The following is a 17,362-nucleotide window of genomic DNA, read 5'->3' as shown; positions in this document are numbered from 1 at the left end:
TATCTTTACCAAGATTTACAATTATTTACGAGATAAAACATGTCATTTATTAAGACAAGGAAGAAAAATACATTTGTTTCTTCAGCAATTGCTTCCTCTCTTTCACTTGTTGCAACAGGTGCAATTGCTCAAGAAACACAGCTTCCAACCATTCATGCACAAGCAGAAGTAAGTGGCTTTAACGTTAAGCAGTCTGCAAATAAAAAATATGTTGCTCCTTTACGTGATACCCCTAAAACTGTAGATGTGCTATCACAAAAACTGCTCCAAGACACCAATGCCAATACCTTAACGCAAGCTTTACAAAATGAACCGGGTATTACATTGGGTGCAGGTGAAGGTGGCGCACCCTTTACCGATATGCCATATATTCGTGGCTATAGCAGTGCCTCTTCTATTTATGTTGATGGCGTTCGTAATGCGACATCACAAAACCGTGACATGTTTGACGTTGAGCAAATTGAAGTCACTAAAGGTGCAAGCTCTGCAATGTCTGGTGGTGGTGGTGTAGGCGGTAGTATTAACCTCATTAGCAAACAAGCCCACGCAGGCAATCGTTATCAAGGTACTGTTGCAGGTGGCACAGACAATTATCGTCATATTATGCTTGATGCCAATCAAGATTTTGGTGATGGTGTTGCAGGGCGTGTGGTCGTGATGGGGCACCAAAATGACAAAGCAGGTGAAGCTGACGGTGCAGAATATAACCGTGTGGGTATTGCGCCAAGTTTGGCATGGGGCTTAGGCAGTGCAACGCGTGGCAATTTAAGTTATTACTTTTTAAAAAGCAATGATGAGCCTGATGCAGGTATTCCCTTCCCAACCACAGGTGGTTCACCTATTTCAGTTAAACAGGGCACTTATTACGGTTGGAAAAATCGCGATTTTGACCGCAGAGAAAACCACATTGGTACGTTTAAGTTAGAGCACGATTTTAACGATAACCTCACGCTATCCAACACTGCAACCTACACTAAGTCTAAAGCGGATTACGTTTATACCAATGCAGATGACTCTAAAGGTAATATTGCCAAATATGGAACCATTTCACGCCGTGCTTTAAGTGGTATTACAGATACCAATGCCTATAGCGACCAATTGGCACTTACGGGTAAATTTAATACAGGCTTTATTCAACACTCCTTTAATACAGGTGCAGAATGGAGCTATCAAGAATCTAAACAAGGGGTTCACACCTTTACCAATGACTTAGGTACAACCTCCACTGCCCACTCAACCGATTGCTCACCAAACACAACCAATATTGGCGGTTGGTGCACATCTGTAAACAACCCAACCAATGGACTTTATACAGATACCCTTGGCAGCCTGAATAATCAGTACACCACGCGTAGCCGTAACGTTTCTATTTATGCTTTAGACAGTCTAGAATTTACACCACAATGGCTTTTAAATTTAGGGGTTCGTTGGGATAAATTTGATACCCAACGTAAATATAATCAAGATGTGGGCACCATCACATCAGGTACCACAATCGACAGTGATGACAGCTCATTTTCTTATCAAGCAGGTTTGGTATTTAAACCCACTGAAAACGGTAGTCTATATACCAGTTTTGCAACATCGGTTAACCCTGTAGGCGTAGACCAAGGAGATGGCTCGGAGTCACTTTCTTCTGCCTATAACAACCTTGCCCCTGAAAAAGCACGTACGTTTGAAATTGGTACAAAATGGGATTTATTTAATCAACGTGCTAACTTAACCGCTGCTATTTTCCGTACAGAAAAACAAAATACACGGATTGTAGACTCAAATGGAACGTATAGTAACGGCGGTAACAGTAAAGTTGATGGCTTTGAACTTGGTCTAAAAGGACACATTACTGAAAAATGGGATATCGAAACAGGATATAGCTATTTAGACAGTGAATTAAAAGATGGAGGTTACTCACGTGGCATTGCTGTTCCAACAGGTGGTCCAATTCCATTTGTTGCTAAAAACAGTGCAACACTTTGGACAACCTATAAAGTTGTACCTAAACTCGAAATTGGTGCAGGTGCACAGTACAAGGACAAAGTGTATGTCAACTCAAGCACTGTTTCTAAATATATGCCTGCTTATACCCTTTATAACGCTATGGCAAAATACCATGTCAATGACAATGTTAACCTACAATTAAATGTCAATAACATTACAGATAAACGCTACTTTACCAATGCACATGCAGCGCACTATGCCTTTGAAGGCGATGGACGCAATGCGACCCTTGCTGTTAACTTTAAATACTAATTTCAAGACGACCACCCCATAAAGGTGGTCTTTTATAACGCTTATGATTCATCACATTCCAAACGTACTAACCAAACAAGAAGTTGCCTTATTCCGTCAACAAATGGAAACTGCCCAATGGGTAGGTGGTAAAGTAACCGCAGGCACACTCTCCGCTTCGGTTAAAAACAATCAGCAACTTTCTGAACAAGATCCGCTTACTCACGCTTTAAGTGAAAAAGTAATGCACGCCATTTGGCAAAATCCCACGTTTCAAACAGCGGCTCTGCCCCATCAAATTATTCCACCGCTGTTTAACCGTTACGATGAAGCCGAAACCTTTGGTTTTCATGTAGATAACTCCATTCGTCTCATTCGTGGTACAAATCATAAAATCCGTACAGACTTATCATGTACATTATTTTTAAGTGAATCTGACGAATATGATGGTGGTGAGTTAGTTATTGAAGATACCTATGGTTATCACGAAGTTAAATTACCTGCAGGTGATGTGGTACTTTATCCCTCTACAAGCCTACATGAAGTGAGTAGCGTGACACGTGGCACACGTTTTGCCTCATTTTTTTGGGTACAAAGTATGATACGTGACGATGCAAAACGTCATCTTTTATTTAATTTAGACGAAAGTATCCGAAATTTACGTTCAGCACACGGCGATGCGTATGCTGAAGTAGTTAAGCTGACTAATATTTACCACAACTTAATACGGATGTGGGCTGAAGTTTAAAACTTCAGCGAGGTTTGTAAAAAGACTGTACGCGGTGCACCAGCAAATTTACCGCCTGTTGCATCGTTAGAACGCGTAAAATAATTTTGATCAAACAAATTCTTAATACCAATACCTGCATTTAGACCTTTTACCACATCATCTAAATTACGCGATACTTTAATACCCACTGTGGCATAACCCGGAATATTGCCATACACGCCATTTGCGGTTTCTTGCGTGGTATAAACACCTGTACTTGCATCACCCGGCATGTGCTGTTTAGATTGAGCATACAAATCTGTATTAAATGTCCAGCGCTCTTTAACGTACTGCATGCCTAAATTACCCACTAAACGTGAATACAACGGAATATCTTTCCCTTTAAAATTGCCTGCTGCATACTCTGCTTGCGTATAAGTGGCATTACCGTACACAGATAAACCTTCAATCCAACGCTTTAAGTCATAACTTAAACCCAATTCAAGCCCTTTATGGCTTGTTGCGCCTAAATTAGACCAAATCTGATCATCACCACGAATCAACTCTTGATCAAAATCGATATAAAATGCAGTTAATTCTGCTTTTAAACCATTATTCAGATAATGCGTACCAATTTCATAATTTTTCGCTTTTTCAGGGCTTAGACCATCTAACGTGGTTTCAGCTCTACCTGAGCTTCCCACTTGTGCCATTTGGCTATACTGCTGTGGACCAAACGAAACGCCATAATTTGCAAATACATTTAAGTGATCATTGGCTTTGTACAATACAGAAAAATTAGGTAACAGCTCGTTAGATTTTACTTGTGCATCCACCTCATTCACAAAGACACCTTTGTTATATGCACTAAAATGCTCATTGGTTTTAATCGACTCAAACCGTAGTCCAGGCGTTACTGTCCAATCGCCTAACTCGGTACGGTTATCTACGTAAAAGGCATGTGCTTGTGTGCCACCATGTGCCGAGCTATATGCCAATGGTTCTAACGGCGTATCGCCTAAACTATAAACCTTACTACGCCCAACATATTCTTTACTGCTTTCGTCTAAATAACGATACCCCACCGACACTTCGTTATTAATACCACCTAACTGATACACTTGCGAAAAACGTGGCTCAATTGCAGATACTTTATAAGTACGTGGTGCCGTATTCATACGGATTTTAGATGTACCCTGCAGGTGTGAATCACGAAAAGTATCAGTATGATAAGTGAGTAACTCAAAACTACGATCATCATCTTGGTGTAAGTAACGTGCCGACACATCAGTACGATGCCCTTTAAAATAGTTATCGTCTACAGAAGTTTGATAAGGGTCTTGTTTGTACTGTGCTTGCGTTAAACCCTCAGGTGAATCTGCTTTAGCATCGTAACGGTGGACGTTAAGATAAACACTGTCTTGATCTGTAAAGTGATAAGAGGTTTTTAATAAAATATCGTCAATATTGGTTTGGCTACGATCATCACGATACCCATCGCCATGTGTACCCGAATACAGCAGGGCTAAACCTAAACCATTATCAAGCGTTGTGCCTAAAAATAAACTTGGACTTAGCTTTACATTGCCATTTTTTGCTACATCTGTGAGTAAGGCTACATTGCCTTCAAACTGCTTTGGAATGTCACGCGTTGTAAAGTTAACAATGCCACCTACGTTTTGAGGTCCAAAACGGACAGACCCTGCACCACGCACCACATCAATAGATTCAATATTTCCAAGACTAGTGGGTGCTAACGATAATTGCGGTTGACCATAGGGTGCAAAACCTAAAGGAACCCCATCCATCAATACAGTAGAACGTGGCGAAAAACGTGAAGTTAAACCACGCACACCAAAGTTAAGTGATAAATCTGTTCCTGCTGTGCCTGCATTTTCTTGTATTTGAACACCCGGTATCTGCTTCATGGCATCTTTAATATTGCTTACTGCAGAACGATCAATTTGATCACGGGTTAAAATTGTTCTTGCCCCTGCATGCTCAAACACTTTTTTATCGTTAGTATCGTCTAGCCAGTTACCTTGTGCTTTAAATGTCATTGTTTCCAATGTGACATCGTCTTGTGCATAGCTTAATTGCGCACATAGCACACTCGCCATTAATAAGGTGAGTTTAAAAGGTGACATACCCATTTCCATTTATCTAAATTTACACAAATACTAATAATTATGATAATTATTATCAATAATCATCCTTAAAAAATTCATTATTTTTCCCATATTGTTTTTATTAAGTGGAAAATTTTTTCCCATTTGTGCTAAAACAGAATAAAACAGGGAAATATTATTTATTGTTCATCCATATAATATTTGAATAAACAAGTCCCACATATCGCAGGAGCTACCCCATGATGTTGGCTGACCCAAGCAAAAAATACCGTCGCATGTACCAACGTGTAGACTTACCTGACCGCCAATGGCCAAACAAAGAAATTACAAAAGCGCCAATTTGGATGAGTACAGACCTGCGTGACGGTAACCAAGCGATTTTTGAGCCAATGGATATCGAACAAAAATTCAAAATGTTCAAAATGTTGGTAAAAATTGGGTTTAAGCACATCGAAATTGGCTTTCCATCAGCGTCTCAAATTGATTTTGACTTTACGCGTAAATTAATTGAAGAAAATCATATTCCTGATGATGTGTATATTGAAGTGCTTGTACAAGCACGTGACCACCTTATTGCACGTACGTTTGAGGCATTAGAAGGTGCAGAACGTGCCATTGTGCATATTTACAACTCTAACTCGCCAACTTTCCGTAAAAAAGTGCTCAATGTAGATGCTGAAGGGGCAAAACAGCTTGCCATTAATGCCGCAACCAAAGTTAAAGAATACGCTGCAAAACAACCACAAACCGATTGGATTTTTCAGTACAGTCCAGAGTGTTTTTCTGCAACTGAGTTAGAAGTGGCAAAAGATGTCTGTGATGCCGTAACTGAAATTTGGGATGCTCGCCCAGAACAAAAAGTAATTTTAAACTTGCCTGCAACCGTTGAAGTATCAACACCAAATGTGTATGCAGACCAAATTGAATGGATGCACCGTAACTTAGCACGCCGTGATGGTGTTTTAATCTCGGTACATTGTCATAACGACCGTGGCTGTGGTATTGCAGCATCAGAGCTTTCAATTATGGCAGGTGCAGACCGCGTAGAAGGTTGTGTATTTGGTAACGGCGAGCGTACAGGTAACGTTGATATTGCAGCCATTGCCTTAAATATGTATACACAAGGTGTTGCACCCGAGCTTGATTTTTCAAATATGAATGAAATTATTGCAACGGTAGAAGAATGCACGGGCTTACCTGTTCATCCACGCCATCCGTATGCAGGCGATTTAGTCTTTACAGCATTTTCAGGCTCACACCAAGATGCCATTAAAAAAGGCTTTGAGTTCCAAAAGAACGAAGAAATTTGGGATATGCCGTATTTACCAATCGATCCAAAAGATTTAGGACGTGACTATGACGCGGTGATTCGTGTTAATAGTCAATCTGGTAAAGGGGGTATTGCTTACTTACTAGAATCTAATTACAACGTTGTTTTACCACGTCGCGTACAAATTGAATTTAGCCAAATTGTGCAACAACACACCGATGAAACAGCAAAAGAAATCAGTGCAGACGATATTTGGAAGTTGTTTAAAACAACCTATGTCGATATTAAAGACAAACACTACAACGCCAAAAACTATAAACTTTCAACTGAAGGCGATCATCAAGTGATTGATTTAGAAGTTGAAGTGAATGGCGAAGTACAGCATTTAAAAGGACACGGTAACGGTCCCATCTCTGCTATTATTAATGCCTTACAACTTCCAATTGATGTTTTAAATTACGAAGAACGGAGCATTAGCTCAGGTGCAGATGCCAAGGCACTTGCATTACTTGAAATTCAAGTGAAAGGGTCTGGTAAAAGTGCGTTTGGTGCAGGCATTCACAACAATACGATTACGTCCCCAATTGAAGCGATCATTGCGTGTACTAACCGTTTAATTGATCAAGGTGTGCTTAGTACAGAAGACATTATTTCTGAAGCAATTTAAGCATTAAAAATGATTTCAAAAGGATACCTTAGTTGGTATCCTTTTTTATTTACAACAATAAGGCGGTGGTTGTGTCTTTTGCCTCTGACTCTGTGGGTGTTGTAACCCCTCAAAAATATAGTTTCGAAGAACCTTTACTGCTTGAGTGTGGTCGTGTTTTACCCCGTTTTGACATGATGGTAGAAACTTACGGCACACTCAATAGCGATCATTCAAATGCCATTTTAATTTGTCATGCGCTATCAGGACATCATCATGCAGCAGGTTATCATCATGCAGATGATAAAAAGCCCGGTTGGTGGGATGCCTGCATTGGACCAAACAAAGCCATAGATACCAATAAATTTTTTGTGGTGGCTTTTAATAATATTGGCGGATGTAACGGCTCAACGGGCCCAACCTCGCCTAATCCAGAAAATGATAACTTGCCTTATGGTCCCGATTTTCCATTGGTTACGGTAAGAGATTGGATTAAAACCCAAGTAATGTTATCTGACCGTTTAGACATTGACACATGGTATGCCGTGATTGGAGGCTCATTGGGTGGTATGCAGGCAATGCAATGGTCAATTGACCAACCTGACCGTCTAAAAAATTGTGTGGTGGTGGCAAGTGCACCTAAACTTTCGGCACAAAATATTGCATTTAATGAGGTAGCGCGTCAGTCTATTTTATCCGACCCCGATTTTCATGAAGGACGCTATTTAGAACAAGACAGCTATCCAAAACGTGGCTTAATTCTGGCACGTATGGTTGGGCATATTACCTATTTATCTGATGAAGCCATGAAGCAAAAATTTGGACGTGACTTAAAGTCAGGTAAATTTATGTATGGCTTTGATGTTGAATTTCAGGTGGAAAGCTATTTACGCTATCAAGGCGAACGTTTTAGCCGTAATTTTGATGCCAATACTTACCTGATTATGACCAAAGCCTTAGATTACTTTGACCCTGCCCGTGAATATAACGCATCTTTGACACAAGCATTAGAAAACACAAAATGTCGTTTCTTAGTGATTTCATTTGATACCGATTGGCGTTTTAGTCCTGAACGCTCAGAAGAAATTGTAGACGCGCTTATTACTAACCACAAGCCTGTGACCTACTTAGAAATTAAAGCCAAGCAAGGTCACGATTCATTTTTGTTCCCTATTCCGTTGTACGTCAAAACACTTCGTGCCTTTTTAGGTGGCGAAGAACATCTTAAAAATACACCTGTGGAGGTTGTGTAATGCGTTTAGATCAACAACTTGCCGAAAAATGGATTAAACCCAACTCTAGTGTTTTAGATTTAGGATGTGGCGATGGCGAGCTTTTGGCACATATGAGCCAGAAGCATCAGGTGAGTGCCTACGGTTTAGAAATTGACCAAGATAAAATTGCGGTTGCTGTCAGTCGTGGCTTAAATATTATTCAGCAAGATTTGAATTTAGGCTTACATCGTTTTGCAGATCAATCCTTTGATTACGTAATTATGGCACAGGCTTTGCAAGCAGTTGATGCACCTGATGTGTTATTACGCGATATGGTTCGTGTTGGAAAACAAGCAATTATCACTTTTCCCAATTTTGCTCATTGGAAAACCCGATCTTTTCTTGCATTAAAAGGGAAAATGCCTGTTTCTAATGCACTACCCTATATGTGGTATAACACACCTAACATCCACCTTTGTACCTTCCGAGACTTTGAGGCATTGTGTGCTGAAAATAATATTCGGATTATTAATCGACTAGCCGTAAATGGGAATCAAAAAGACAGTTTACTTAGTAAACATATTCCAAATTTATTCGGTGAAGTCGCCATTTATCGAGTGAGCGCCGTATGAAGAAAATCTTAGTTAGTGCTGTTTTATTTGGTTTATTCGGTCTAGCCCATGCAGACTATATTCCGTCACAACAACAATCTACATCCTCACAAGCAGCAACCTATTCTACAATGGGGTTTAATCAACTTTTAAGTGAAGCCAAAGCAGGACAACCAGGTGCTGCATTTTATGTGGCGACACGCTACCAATACGGACGTGAAGTTTCTAAAGATTTATCACAAGCCTTTTCTTGGTATAAAAAAGCAGCCGATCAAGGTATTGCAGCAGCACAACTGAATGTGGGGCGTATGCTTGCAGATGGTCTAGGCACATCAAAGAATGAATCTCAAGCACGTACTTATTTAGAAAAAGCAGCAAGCCATGGCGATAACCGCGCCAGCTTTAACCTTGCACTAATGGAAGAACACAAAAAAAATTACATGGGTGCATATCAATGGTACGAGCTTTCAACGCGTGATGGCATGCTAGACAATAAAGTCATTGATATGTCTCAAACCAAAAAAACAGCATTGGCGTCTAACTTAACACCTGACCAAATCCGTCAAGCGGTTAACCGTGCAGATGAATGGATTCAGGAACAATAAGACTTTAATTCTATACCCACAGCACCTAATATGGTGCTGTTTTTATTTAAAGGTTTCGTGATGCAACAAATTGTATTAGCAAGTAATAACAAAGGCAAAGTTGCCGAATTTACCAACATGTTTGCAGAACTGAATTTACCCATTGAAGTGATTCCACAAGGGCAACTTAATATTGAAGATGCTATAGAAGATGGATTAAGTTTTGTAGAAAATGCCATTATTAAGGCACGTCATGCAGCTAAAATTTCAGGTAAACCTGCACTTGCCGATGACTCAGGTTTGTGTGTGCCTGTTTTAGGTGGTGCACCAGGGATTTATTCTGCACGCTATGCAGGCAAGCATGGTAACGATGCTGCCAACAACCAAAAACTTCTTGATGATTTAAAACCCTTTCGAGGTACAGCCATCCAAGGGATGTTTGTTTGTGTATTGGCTTATGTTGAACATGCGGATGATCCACTACCTCAAATTTTTCAAGGCATTTGGCAAGGTGAAATTTTAGAAGCAAGTTGTGGCGAAAATGGTTTTGGCTATGATCCCTTATTTTGGTTACCTGAGCTTGGCAAAAGTAGCGCACAGCTTAGTAAACAAGAAAAAAATAGCATTAGCCACCGTGGGCAAGCATTGCAACAATTCCGCCAAAGTTTAGCCACCAAAACAGTAAAATAACCACCAAACTGACCACTGTCCCTGCTGCAATGTAACGTGCCGATACGCCTGTTCCTTTGTAATGGGTTTCAAGTGCGACAATGTTGGCGGCAGGTGGCAAACAAAATAAAAAATACATCAAACCCAAATATGGCGTTGGCATAAGGTGCGTTGCAATTGTGCATACCACTAAGCCTATCAAAAGTTTAGGCAACATCAACCATGCACTTTGTTGAATATCTTGCCATGTAATTTTGGTATGTTTTAACCAAGCGCCTAAAACGTACATTCCTGCAAAAACCATCGCAAATTTAGCCACTTCATACCCATCAACCACCCAACTTGGTTTGGCTTGAATACCCATTAAACGAATAATCAAAGCTACGCCTAAAGCAATGACAGGTGGCGAGTGCACCACTTTTTTAAGTACATTTTTAAGTTGCGTTTGTGTGACCGCACGTATTGCCCACACATTACCAAACAAAGAACCGCCAATATAAAGTGAAATCATGGCACTGCTAATACCTTGCCCAAAAATCAACAGGGCAAATGGAAAACCTAACCAACCAATATTCACATAGCTTGCACAAAGCGCTTTGAGTTTATCTTTAAATAAAAAACAAAAAACTGCATACACCAAAACAGCACTACAAAAGCTAAACAGCATTAAACTTAAACTGCCTGCTTGGTAATACACCATGTTATAAACAATCACCACAGGGATAAAAATACGTGCAAGTAACAACGCATTTATTTTTTTAGCCCCTTGCCAACACCACCCTGTTAAAAAGGCAATAAATGGTAAAAGTAATGTCATTTTAAGCATCCTTGCTTCAATGTTTTAAATTTGGCGTGCTACTTGACGGTCTACACGTTTTTTCCACCCAATGGCGTGTTTATGAATTTTATGATCGCTTTGTCTTAAATTTTTACTGTTTGACAATGTAGAAATCACTTGGTTATTACTAATGGTATACGTCACTTGTACATAATGTGAGCCATGTGTAAATCCTGCCACCACAAAACGATCTGTGGCTTGTTCTACTTTCCAACCTGCAAGCACAACGCCACGTTTAACTGCTTCTTCTAACTCAACTGCATTAGTTGCATGTTGAGATACAAGCGCACGAGGTGGCGAAATAGTGGTCGATCGACAACCTGCAAATGTAAACATAAGCAAGACACATAATGCTATTTTTTTCATCATTTATAAACTCAAAATCGTAGATGGTTGATTTTACACATTCAATCTACACTTTTTTAAGAATGATAGGCTAAAATCGGCAAAAACATGAATAAAAGGAAGAGTCATGCTGACCTATCCCAGTATTAATCCAATTGCTTTAGAGCTTGGACCACTAAAAGTGCATTGGTACGGCGTGATGTACTTGTTGGCATTCTTATGTGCATGGGGGCTGGCCACATATCGCACCAAACAGCGTTATAACTGGACATCGGAGATGGTATCCGACCTTATTTTTTATGGGGCACTTGGCGTTGTCCTTGGTGGGCGTATTGGCTATGTTTTATTTTATGAATTTGATAAATTTATAGACAATCCAATTTGGTTATTCCAAGTTTGGACAGGTGGTATGAGCTTCCACGGTGGTTTTTTAGGTGTCATGGTTGCAATGATTTTTTGGTGCCGTAAATACCAAAAAACATGGTTTCAAACATTAGATTTTATTGCCCCATGTGTCCCTACAGGTTTAATGTTTGGTCGTTTTGGTAACTTTATCGGTGGAGAACTGTATGGGCGTGCCGTAACAGACCCAAACTATCCATTTGGCATGATTTTTCCAACAGACCCATTACACCTTGTCCGCCATCCATCGCAAATTTACCAAGCCATGTGCGAAGGTTTATTGCTATTCATTATTTTATGGTGGTTTAGCTCTAAACCGCGCCCACGCATGGCAGTATCTGCACTATTCCTCATCGGTTATGGTTTTGCACGTTTCTTTATGGAGTTTTTTCGCGAACCCGATGCAGACCAAGGCTATATTTTATTTGGCTGGATGACTAAGGGACAAATTCTGTCATTTCCGATGATTATTGCAGGTGTATTATTGATGCTATACGCTTACAAACGCAAAATTTATGATTGGGGTCCTCATGCTTGAGTTTTGGTTTAATCCAACACTTTCACGCACGCAAAAATTATTATTTTTGGCTGTGACCATTTTAATTGCTATCGGCTTGTATTGGTTTAACCCTATGCCTATTGGTTTAGTTGGCTTATTTTTAGGTGTAGGCGTTGTTTTTTTAATTTGCCGTTTTTGTAAAATCAATATCACACAAAATAATCCAAGACACTTACTTTATCGTGTTTTTACTTGGATTCCGCTTGCCTTATTGTGTGCAATTTTCTTCTTAAAAGCCCCCGATCATTTACTTGATTGGGGTATACAGGGTTTAGCATTTATGGTTATTAGCATTTGTATATGTTCACCTCATATGCTTAAAAACAAATGATGCCTATTTTTTAACCTTTTGTTATATTCTTAATTCAACTTATTGCTGGAATAAGAATATGCAAACAACAAAAAATTATTACGCAGGCTTACAAGCTAATCTATCTTATTTAACAATGCCTACTCAAATTATTGATCAGCTTTCATCCCTGACCAATAATTTGGGTGATTGTTATGAAACACATAAATGCCCTGCGCCGAATAGTATGGTGCAAGAACGGTTGGCTGTTGAACATGTCGCACAGTGGCTTAGTCTTTCAAAAGAAGAATGCTGGGGCTATGTAGGGGGTGGTTCTACTTTAGGTAACTTACAAGGCATGTGGATGGGTTCTGCTCTTATTCCAAATGCAACTTGCGTCTTTACCGATACAGCCCATTACAGTATTCCAAAATTTGCCAGCACTTTACGTTTTAACCAGCTCAAAGTCATTAAAACGCATGAAAATGGTGAACTTGACCTCAACGATCTAGCACAGCAAATTGAACTTCACGAAAAAGTAGTGATTGTGCTTACGGCAGGCACAACTATGACCTCTGCTTACGACCCGATTGAGGCATGCACACAAATTTTAAAACAAAAAAATTGCCAGTTTTATTTACATTTAGATGCTGCACTAGGCGGTTTAATTATTCCTTTTTTATCTACTGCACAATTTCCAAATAAGCACGAATATACCTTTGAGAACGTTGATATATCTTCTATGACCATCAGCGCACATAAAGTTTTAGGCATGCCCATGCCTGCTAATATTTTTATTTCACGCCAACATGTTGTAAAAAAATTTAAATCAATTGTTAATAAAGTACCGCTTTTAGATAACTTAGAAGATATCACCGTATATGGTAGTCGTGATGGTTTTAGAGCAAGCGTACTGTATGAACGTTTAAATCAATGTTCATATAATACGATTTGGGAATGTGTACAACAAGGATTGAGGCTTGCCCAATATACAGCGCAAAAATTACAGCAAATGGGATTTTTACATACATTTGCTGTAGCAGGTGGATTAGCCACTGTTATTTTGCGTCAAGAGTTTGAACAACAAATCTCAAACCCTAAACACATCATAGAAAAATATCATTTAGTACAAGATCATACCTATATTCATATTTATATGATGGGTCATATCGATCAAAACTTATGTGATGCAATACTATCTGATATTTATGAACAATCCCATGTATAGGCAACACACGAAAAATCGCGGTTTTTAAGATCATTGGGGTGAATAAAGAAGTTAGCGACACCCACATCACCCCAACAAATAGCATGATCATCATCAGAATCTAACTGAAACAATAAAACATAATCTTTAATTTTTTCATTATATTGTCTTGGATCGCCCTGCGTGAAAAAAGGATATCCCCCGAGTAAATGCCCGCCTTCATCTTCGTTTTCGTATTCTTGTTCCACAAATTTTTCGTAATCTTCCTCACCTAAAATACGCTCGCAATGAAAATCGCTTGTGGTGATATGTTGATTAATCAGTTCAAATAACATGCTACTTTCACTTTGAATAGGCGATTCTTCTGCGTAGGTAGGTGCTGTAATATTTACATCATGTGTGATATTTTCAAAATAGATGACTTTAAACCCATCTTGATTCATTGGATCATCAAAATCTAAGCCACACAAATCATCTGACCCAATATAAAAAGCCAAAATACCTTGAGTTGGATATCCCTCTAAAGCAGGTATTTCTTCGAAATTAATTTGTGCTAAAAACTGTAATTTTTCTCCATTAGCATCTACAGGATAAGCCATGCCTGTTGGTAGATAAGGTACGCCCCCTACTTTACTGTTCCACGGCTGATCTGCCACTTGTGCATCTAGCTTAATACGAATTGTAGGCTTATAAGTCGCTTTTAGTTTTTCTTGATACATTCCAATCCCTCCGTACTTTATTGTTATAATCATAAACAATTATTTTTAATGTTTAAACACAGGTGCGACATAATTTGACGCACTAAAAACAGGAATTTTATGAAAGCGTATCTTGGTTTACTACAGCACATCCTAGATAACGGCGGTGACAAAGGCGACCGTACAGGTACAGGTACACGTTCTGTATTTGGTCATCAAATGCGTTTTGATCTGTCACAAGGTTTTCCTTTACTCACCACTAAAAAAGTTCATTTTCGCTCTATTGTGATTGAGCTTTTGTGGTTTTTAAAAGGCGACACCAACGTTCAATATTTAAAAGATAATCGTGTCAGCATTTGGGATGAATGGTCAACAGCAGAACAAACTGCCCGTTTTGGACGTCCTGCAGGCGAACTTGGTCCTGTATATGGACATCAGTGGCGTAATTTTGGTGCAACTAAAAACCAAGACAATTCTTACCAAAATGATGGTTTTGACCAAATTTCTTGGTTAATTAATGAAATTAAAACTAATCCAAACTCACGTCGTTTAATTGTCTCAGGTTGGAATCCTCAAGAAGCAGGACAAGTAGCACTCCCTCCTTGCCATACGTTATTCCAATTTTTTGTACAAGATGGCAAGTTGTCGTGTCAACTTTATCAACGTAGTGCAGACGTCTTTTTAGGTGTGCCATTTAATATTGCAAGCTATGCACTATTAACTCACATGGTGGCTCAAGTATGTGATTTAGGTGTAGGCGATTTTGTTTGGACAGGTGGCGATACTCATTTATACGCTAACCATTTTGAGCAAGCTCAATTACAACTCAGCCGTGAACCACTGCCACTGTGTCAGCTTAAACTCAATCCGAATATCAATAATATTTTTGATTTCAAATTTGAAGATATTGAAATCGAAAATTACCAATCACATGCAGGTATTAAAGCACCGGTGGCAGTATGAGTTATCAAGGCATCGAAATTGTGCATGTAGTGGCAATGGATCAAAAACAATGTATTGGTAAAAATAATGATTTACCGTGGCATTTATCGGCAGATCTGAAGCACTTTAAAGCCATCACACAAGGCGGTGTGGTAGTGATGGGACGCAAAACCTTAGAGTCTATGGGTCGAGCATTACCTAAACGTGTGAATTGGGTGATTACGCGCGATACCACATGGTCGTTTGAGAACACCAAAGTGGCACATAGTATTCCCGAGGCCCTAGACCAAGCCATTGCAGACGTCAAACAAAGCGAACAGCCGAATCGTCTTTTTGTTATTGGTGGTGGTGAAATTTTTTCACAAACTATTGATATGGCAGATCGTTTAGAGCTCACCCATGTAGCACTTGATGTACAAGGTGACGCACACTATCCTGCAATTCCAGCTGATTTTAAGTTAGTATCGAAAGAACAACAACAAGACGAAAAATCTGGAATTCAATTTGAATTTGCAACATATCAAAAATAACAGTTATGCCCTAGCCATAGGGCATGTTCTTTTTATTACGAGCATAATTGGATTTACACTTTGGTTATGCTTTGCCATTTTTTACCAACAACCTTTTGGCAAATATGTGCTGATCATTGGCGCAATTTTATTTGCACTCTATATCGCAATTTACTCGCGTTTCTTCTTCTTTTTTATCTTTGTTACCTGTAGTTTGCTTTGGTATTTTAATATTGAACCACAGCAAAACCGTGATTGGAGTCCCGAAGTTTCAAAACTGCTTTCTGTTGAACAACACAACCATCAAATTACTTTACATAATGTTAGAAATTTTGATTGGCACAGCAAAAACAACTTTACAGAGCATTGGGAAACACGAACTTATAATCTTGATGAGATTACAGGCGTTAACGTCATTACGTCGTATTGGATGGGTCCTCAAATTGCCCATACATTGGTTAGCTTTAACTTTGCACATCAACGTCCTTTAGTTTTTTCTATTGAAATACGTAAAGAACGTAACGAGAGTTTTTCGGCTTTAGGCGGATTTTTTAGAAAATTTGAGCTAAATTTAGTGGCTGCAGATGAAAGAGATATTTTGTATCTTAGAAGTAATATAAGAGGCGAACAAGTCTATTTTTTTCCTATTCAACTGTCTAAACCTCTTGCCCAAGAGCTATTTTTAGAATACCTAACAACAGCTCAAGAACTCGCACACCAACCACGTTGGTATAACACGCTTACAAGTAACTGCACCACGCTTATTTTTGATATGGCACAGCGCATTAGCCAAGAACCATTGCCTAAAGATTACCGTATTTTGGTTTCGGGTTACTTGCCCAATTACTTGTACGATCACCATGCGCTTAATCAGCAATGGACAATAAAACAGTGGTATCAACACGCATACGTTAATCCACGTACACAACAACAAAATCAAACGAGTAAACAATACTCAGAAAATATACGAAAAGGATTACCGTAACATATCTCTACTTTTCTTCTAAAAATAGCTCTTTTAAGCTGATTTCTTTTAAATTGGAGGATAATTAATGAAAAAAATGATCTTAGCATGTGCGTTAGTTAGTACTGGATTAGTCGCTTGTTCTAAACAAAATGAGATGCCTGTACCAAAAGGAACAGCACCTGTAACCGCGTCCTCACCAATTGAAACGCCTGCTTCTGCTCCAAACGCAGCACCTGCATCTACAAATTGGACAGGTACTTATCAAGGTGAATTGCCATGTGCAGACTGTGATGGTATTAAAACTGTACTTGAACTTAAAGCAAATCATACCTATGTTCTTACAGAAACTTATGAAGGGCGTGATGACAAACCTTTAGTCACAAAGGGCAAAATCACAATAGAGGGTAATAAAGTGATTGCTCATGATAAAGAAGAAAAGTATCAATATCTGCTTGAAGATAACCAAATTACCATGTTGGATACTGAAGGCAAAAAAATAGATGGTTCTATGGCCTCTCTTTATATTTTTAAAAAGGTAAAATAAT

At 39.1% G+C, this 17,362-nt stretch carries 18 protein-coding genes; 14 read left to right on the top strand and 4 right to left on the bottom strand.

The window, feature by feature from the left end:
• Positions 1 to 39: 39 nt before the first annotated feature.
• Together PCI70_RS08335 and PCI70_RS08330 are read left to right on the top strand one after the other, a co-directional pair.
• A complete protein-coding gene (locus tag PCI70_RS08335; RefSeq protein ID WP_269914877.1) occupies positions 40 to 2,250 on the top strand; it encodes a TonB-dependent receptor in 2,211 nt (736 codons plus the stop codon).
• Positions 2,251 to 2,293: 43 nt separating this feature from the next.
• Positions 2,294 to 2,977, top strand: a complete 684-nt coding sequence (locus tag PCI70_RS08330) for a Fe2+-dependent dioxygenase (RefSeq protein WP_269914876.1) — start codon at positions 2,294 to 2,296, stop codon at positions 2,975 to 2,977.
• Here PCI70_RS08330 and PCI70_RS08325 read toward each other — a convergent pair.
• Entirely contained in the window at positions 2,974 to 5,085 is a 2,112-nt protein-coding gene (locus PCI70_RS08325) for a TonB-dependent receptor family protein (RefSeq protein ID WP_269914875.1), read from the bottom strand. The two genes, PCI70_RS08330 and PCI70_RS08325, sit on opposite strands and share 4 nt — an antisense overlap.
• Positions 5,086 to 5,306: 221 nt before the next feature.
• Here PCI70_RS08325 and leuA point away from each other — a divergent pair, with 221 nt between their 5' ends.
• The 5 genes from leuA (at position 5,307) to rdgB (ending at position 10,082) form a co-directional block, all read left to right on the top strand.
• Positions 5,307 to 7,004, top strand: a complete 1,698-nt coding sequence (gene leuA, locus PCI70_RS08320; RefSeq protein WP_269914874.1) for a 2-isopropylmalate synthase — start codon at positions 5,307 to 5,309, stop codon at positions 7,002 to 7,004.
• Positions 7,005 to 7,075: 71 nt separating this feature from the next.
• Complete coding sequence (gene metX / locus PCI70_RS08315) at positions 7,076 to 8,236, top strand: homoserine O-succinyltransferase MetX (protein ID WP_269914873.1); 1,161 nt, start codon at positions 7,076 to 7,078, stop codon at positions 8,234 to 8,236.
• Positions 8,236 to 8,829 (top strand): methionine biosynthesis protein MetW, encoded by a 594-nt coding sequence (gene metW / locus PCI70_RS08310; RefSeq protein WP_269914872.1) that lies wholly within the window; start codon positions 8,236 to 8,238, stop codon positions 8,827 to 8,829. Before metX ends, metW begins: the two co-directional genes overlap by 1 nt.
• On the top strand, positions 8,826 to 9,413 hold the full coding sequence (locus PCI70_RS08305) for a tetratricopeptide repeat protein (RefSeq protein ID WP_269914871.1): 588 nt from the start codon (positions 8,826 to 8,828) through the stop codon (positions 9,411 to 9,413). Before metW ends, PCI70_RS08305 begins: the two co-directional genes overlap by 4 nt.
• A gap of 60 nt (positions 9,414 to 9,473) precedes the next feature.
• Positions 9,474 to 10,082 (top strand): RdgB/HAM1 family non-canonical purine NTP pyrophosphatase, encoded by a 609-nt coding sequence (gene rdgB, locus PCI70_RS08300; protein WP_269914870.1) that lies wholly within the window; start codon positions 9,474 to 9,476, stop codon positions 10,080 to 10,082.
• On the opposite strand, the gene PCI70_RS08295 is transcribed toward rdgB, so the two are convergent.
• Entirely contained in the window at positions 10,018 to 10,878 is an 861-nt protein-coding gene (locus tag PCI70_RS08295; RefSeq protein ID WP_269914869.1) for an AEC family transporter, read from the bottom strand. The two genes, rdgB and PCI70_RS08295, sit on opposite strands and share 65 nt — an antisense overlap.
• 24 nt (positions 10,879 to 10,902) lie before the next feature.
• Positions 10,903 to 11,268, bottom strand: coding sequence for a hypothetical protein (locus PCI70_RS08290; protein WP_269914868.1), 366 nt, complete (start codon positions 11,266 to 11,268; stop codon positions 10,903 to 10,905).
• A gap of 103 nt (positions 11,269 to 11,371) precedes the next feature.
• Here PCI70_RS08290 and lgt point away from each other — a divergent pair, with 103 nt between their 5' ends.
• The 3 genes from lgt to PCI70_RS08275 are packed head-to-tail and all read left to right on the top strand — an operon-like array spanning position 11,372 to position 13,722.
• Positions 11,372 to 12,184, top strand: coding sequence for a prolipoprotein diacylglyceryl transferase (lgt, locus tag PCI70_RS08285; RefSeq protein WP_269914867.1), 813 nt, complete (start codon positions 11,372 to 11,374; stop codon positions 12,182 to 12,184).
• On the top strand, positions 12,177 to 12,536 hold the full coding sequence (locus tag PCI70_RS08280) for a hypothetical protein (RefSeq protein WP_269914866.1): 360 nt from the start codon (positions 12,177 to 12,179) through the stop codon (positions 12,534 to 12,536). Before lgt ends, PCI70_RS08280 begins: the two co-directional genes overlap by 8 nt.
• A gap of 58 nt (positions 12,537 to 12,594) precedes the next feature.
• Positions 12,595 to 13,722, top strand: coding sequence for an aminotransferase class V-fold PLP-dependent enzyme (locus tag PCI70_RS08275; RefSeq protein WP_269914865.1), 1,128 nt, complete (start codon positions 12,595 to 12,597; stop codon positions 13,720 to 13,722).
• Here PCI70_RS08275 and PCI70_RS08270 read toward each other — a convergent pair.
• Positions 13,701 to 14,420 (bottom strand): YwqG family protein, encoded by a 720-nt coding sequence (locus tag PCI70_RS08270; protein WP_269914864.1) that lies wholly within the window; start codon positions 14,418 to 14,420, stop codon positions 13,701 to 13,703. The genes PCI70_RS08275 and PCI70_RS08270 overlap by 22 nt on opposite strands.
• Before the next feature lie 99 nt (positions 14,421 to 14,519).
• Between PCI70_RS08270 and thyA the strand changes: the two genes are divergently transcribed.
• From thyA to PCI70_RS08250, 4 genes are all read left to right on the top strand, one after another.
• Entirely contained in the window at positions 14,520 to 15,362 is an 843-nt protein-coding gene (thyA, locus tag PCI70_RS08265) for a thymidylate synthase (protein WP_269914863.1), read from the top strand.
• Entirely contained in the window at positions 15,359 to 15,871 is a 513-nt protein-coding gene (locus PCI70_RS08260) for a dihydrofolate reductase (RefSeq protein ID WP_269914862.1), read from the top strand. The genes thyA and PCI70_RS08260 overlap by 4 nt, the downstream gene beginning before the upstream one ends.
• Positions 15,852 to 16,835, top strand: coding sequence for an Lnb N-terminal periplasmic domain-containing protein (locus PCI70_RS08255; RefSeq protein WP_442865189.1), 984 nt, complete (start codon positions 15,852 to 15,854; stop codon positions 16,833 to 16,835). Before PCI70_RS08260 ends, PCI70_RS08255 begins: the two co-directional genes overlap by 20 nt.
• A 67-nt stretch (positions 16,836 to 16,902) precedes the next feature.
• The gene (locus PCI70_RS08250; RefSeq protein WP_269914861.1) at positions 16,903 to 17,361 is read left to right on the top strand and encodes a copper resistance protein NlpE; all 459 of its coding nucleotides are present in this window, start codon (positions 16,903 to 16,905) and stop codon (positions 17,359 to 17,361) included.
• Position 17,362 lies beyond the last annotated feature (1 nt).

Origin of the sequence: Acinetobacter sp. HY1485, assembly GCF_027568475.1 — a bacterium.
In the GTDB taxonomy this organism is placed as follows: domain Bacteria; phylum Pseudomonadota; class Gammaproteobacteria; order Pseudomonadales; family Moraxellaceae; genus Acinetobacter.
The sequence above is the reverse complement of the archived record's forward strand: the minus strand, read 5'-3'. Positions and strand labels throughout refer to the sequence as shown.

What these genes read in the sequence shown, in the direction of transcription:
- PCI70_RS08335 (WP_269914877.1), top strand. Translation starts at nt 40, where the DNA reads ATGTCATTTATTAAGACAAGGAAGAAAAATACATTTGTTTCTTCAGCA.
- PCI70_RS08330 (WP_269914876.1), top strand. Translation starts at nt 2,294, where the DNA reads ATGATTCATCACATTCCAAACGTACTAACCAAACAAGAAGTTGCCTTA.
- PCI70_RS08325 (WP_269914875.1), bottom strand. Translation starts at nt 5,085, where the DNA reads ATGTCACCTTTTAAACTCACCTTATTAATGGCGAGTGTGCTATGTGCG.
- leuA (WP_269914874.1), top strand. Translation starts at nt 5,307, where the DNA reads ATGATGTTGGCTGACCCAAGCAAAAAATACCGTCGCATGTACCAACGT.
- metW (WP_269914872.1), top strand. Translation starts at nt 8,236, where the DNA reads ATGCGTTTAGATCAACAACTTGCCGAAAAATGGATTAAACCCAACTCT.
- PCI70_RS08305 (WP_269914871.1), top strand. Translation starts at nt 8,826, where the DNA reads ATGAAGAAAATCTTAGTTAGTGCTGTTTTATTTGGTTTATTCGGTCTA.
- rdgB (WP_269914870.1), top strand. Translation starts at nt 9,474, where the DNA reads ATGCAACAAATTGTATTAGCAAGTAATAACAAAGGCAAAGTTGCCGAA.
- PCI70_RS08295 (WP_269914869.1), bottom strand. Translation starts at nt 10,878, where the DNA reads ATGACATTACTTTTACCATTTATTGCCTTTTTAACAGGGTGGTGTTGG.
- PCI70_RS08290 (WP_269914868.1), bottom strand. Translation starts at nt 11,268, where the DNA reads ATGATGAAAAAAATAGCATTATGTGTCTTGCTTATGTTTACATTTGCA.
- lgt (WP_269914867.1), top strand. Translation starts at nt 11,372, where the DNA reads ATGCTGACCTATCCCAGTATTAATCCAATTGCTTTAGAGCTTGGACCA.
- PCI70_RS08280 (WP_269914866.1), top strand. Translation starts at nt 12,177, where the DNA reads ATGCTTGAGTTTTGGTTTAATCCAACACTTTCACGCACGCAAAAATTA.
- PCI70_RS08275 (WP_269914865.1), top strand. Translation starts at nt 12,595, where the DNA reads ATGCAAACAACAAAAAATTATTACGCAGGCTTACAAGCTAATCTATCT.
- PCI70_RS08270 (WP_269914864.1), bottom strand. Translation starts at nt 14,420, where the DNA reads ATGTATCAAGAAAAACTAAAAGCGACTTATAAGCCTACAATTCGTATT.
- thyA (WP_269914863.1), top strand. Translation starts at nt 14,520, where the DNA reads ATGAAAGCGTATCTTGGTTTACTACAGCACATCCTAGATAACGGCGGT.
- PCI70_RS08260 (WP_269914862.1), top strand. Translation starts at nt 15,359, where the DNA reads ATGAGTTATCAAGGCATCGAAATTGTGCATGTAGTGGCAATGGATCAA.
- PCI70_RS08250 (WP_269914861.1), top strand. Translation starts at nt 16,903, where the DNA reads ATGAAAAAAATGATCTTAGCATGTGCGTTAGTTAGTACTGGATTAGTC.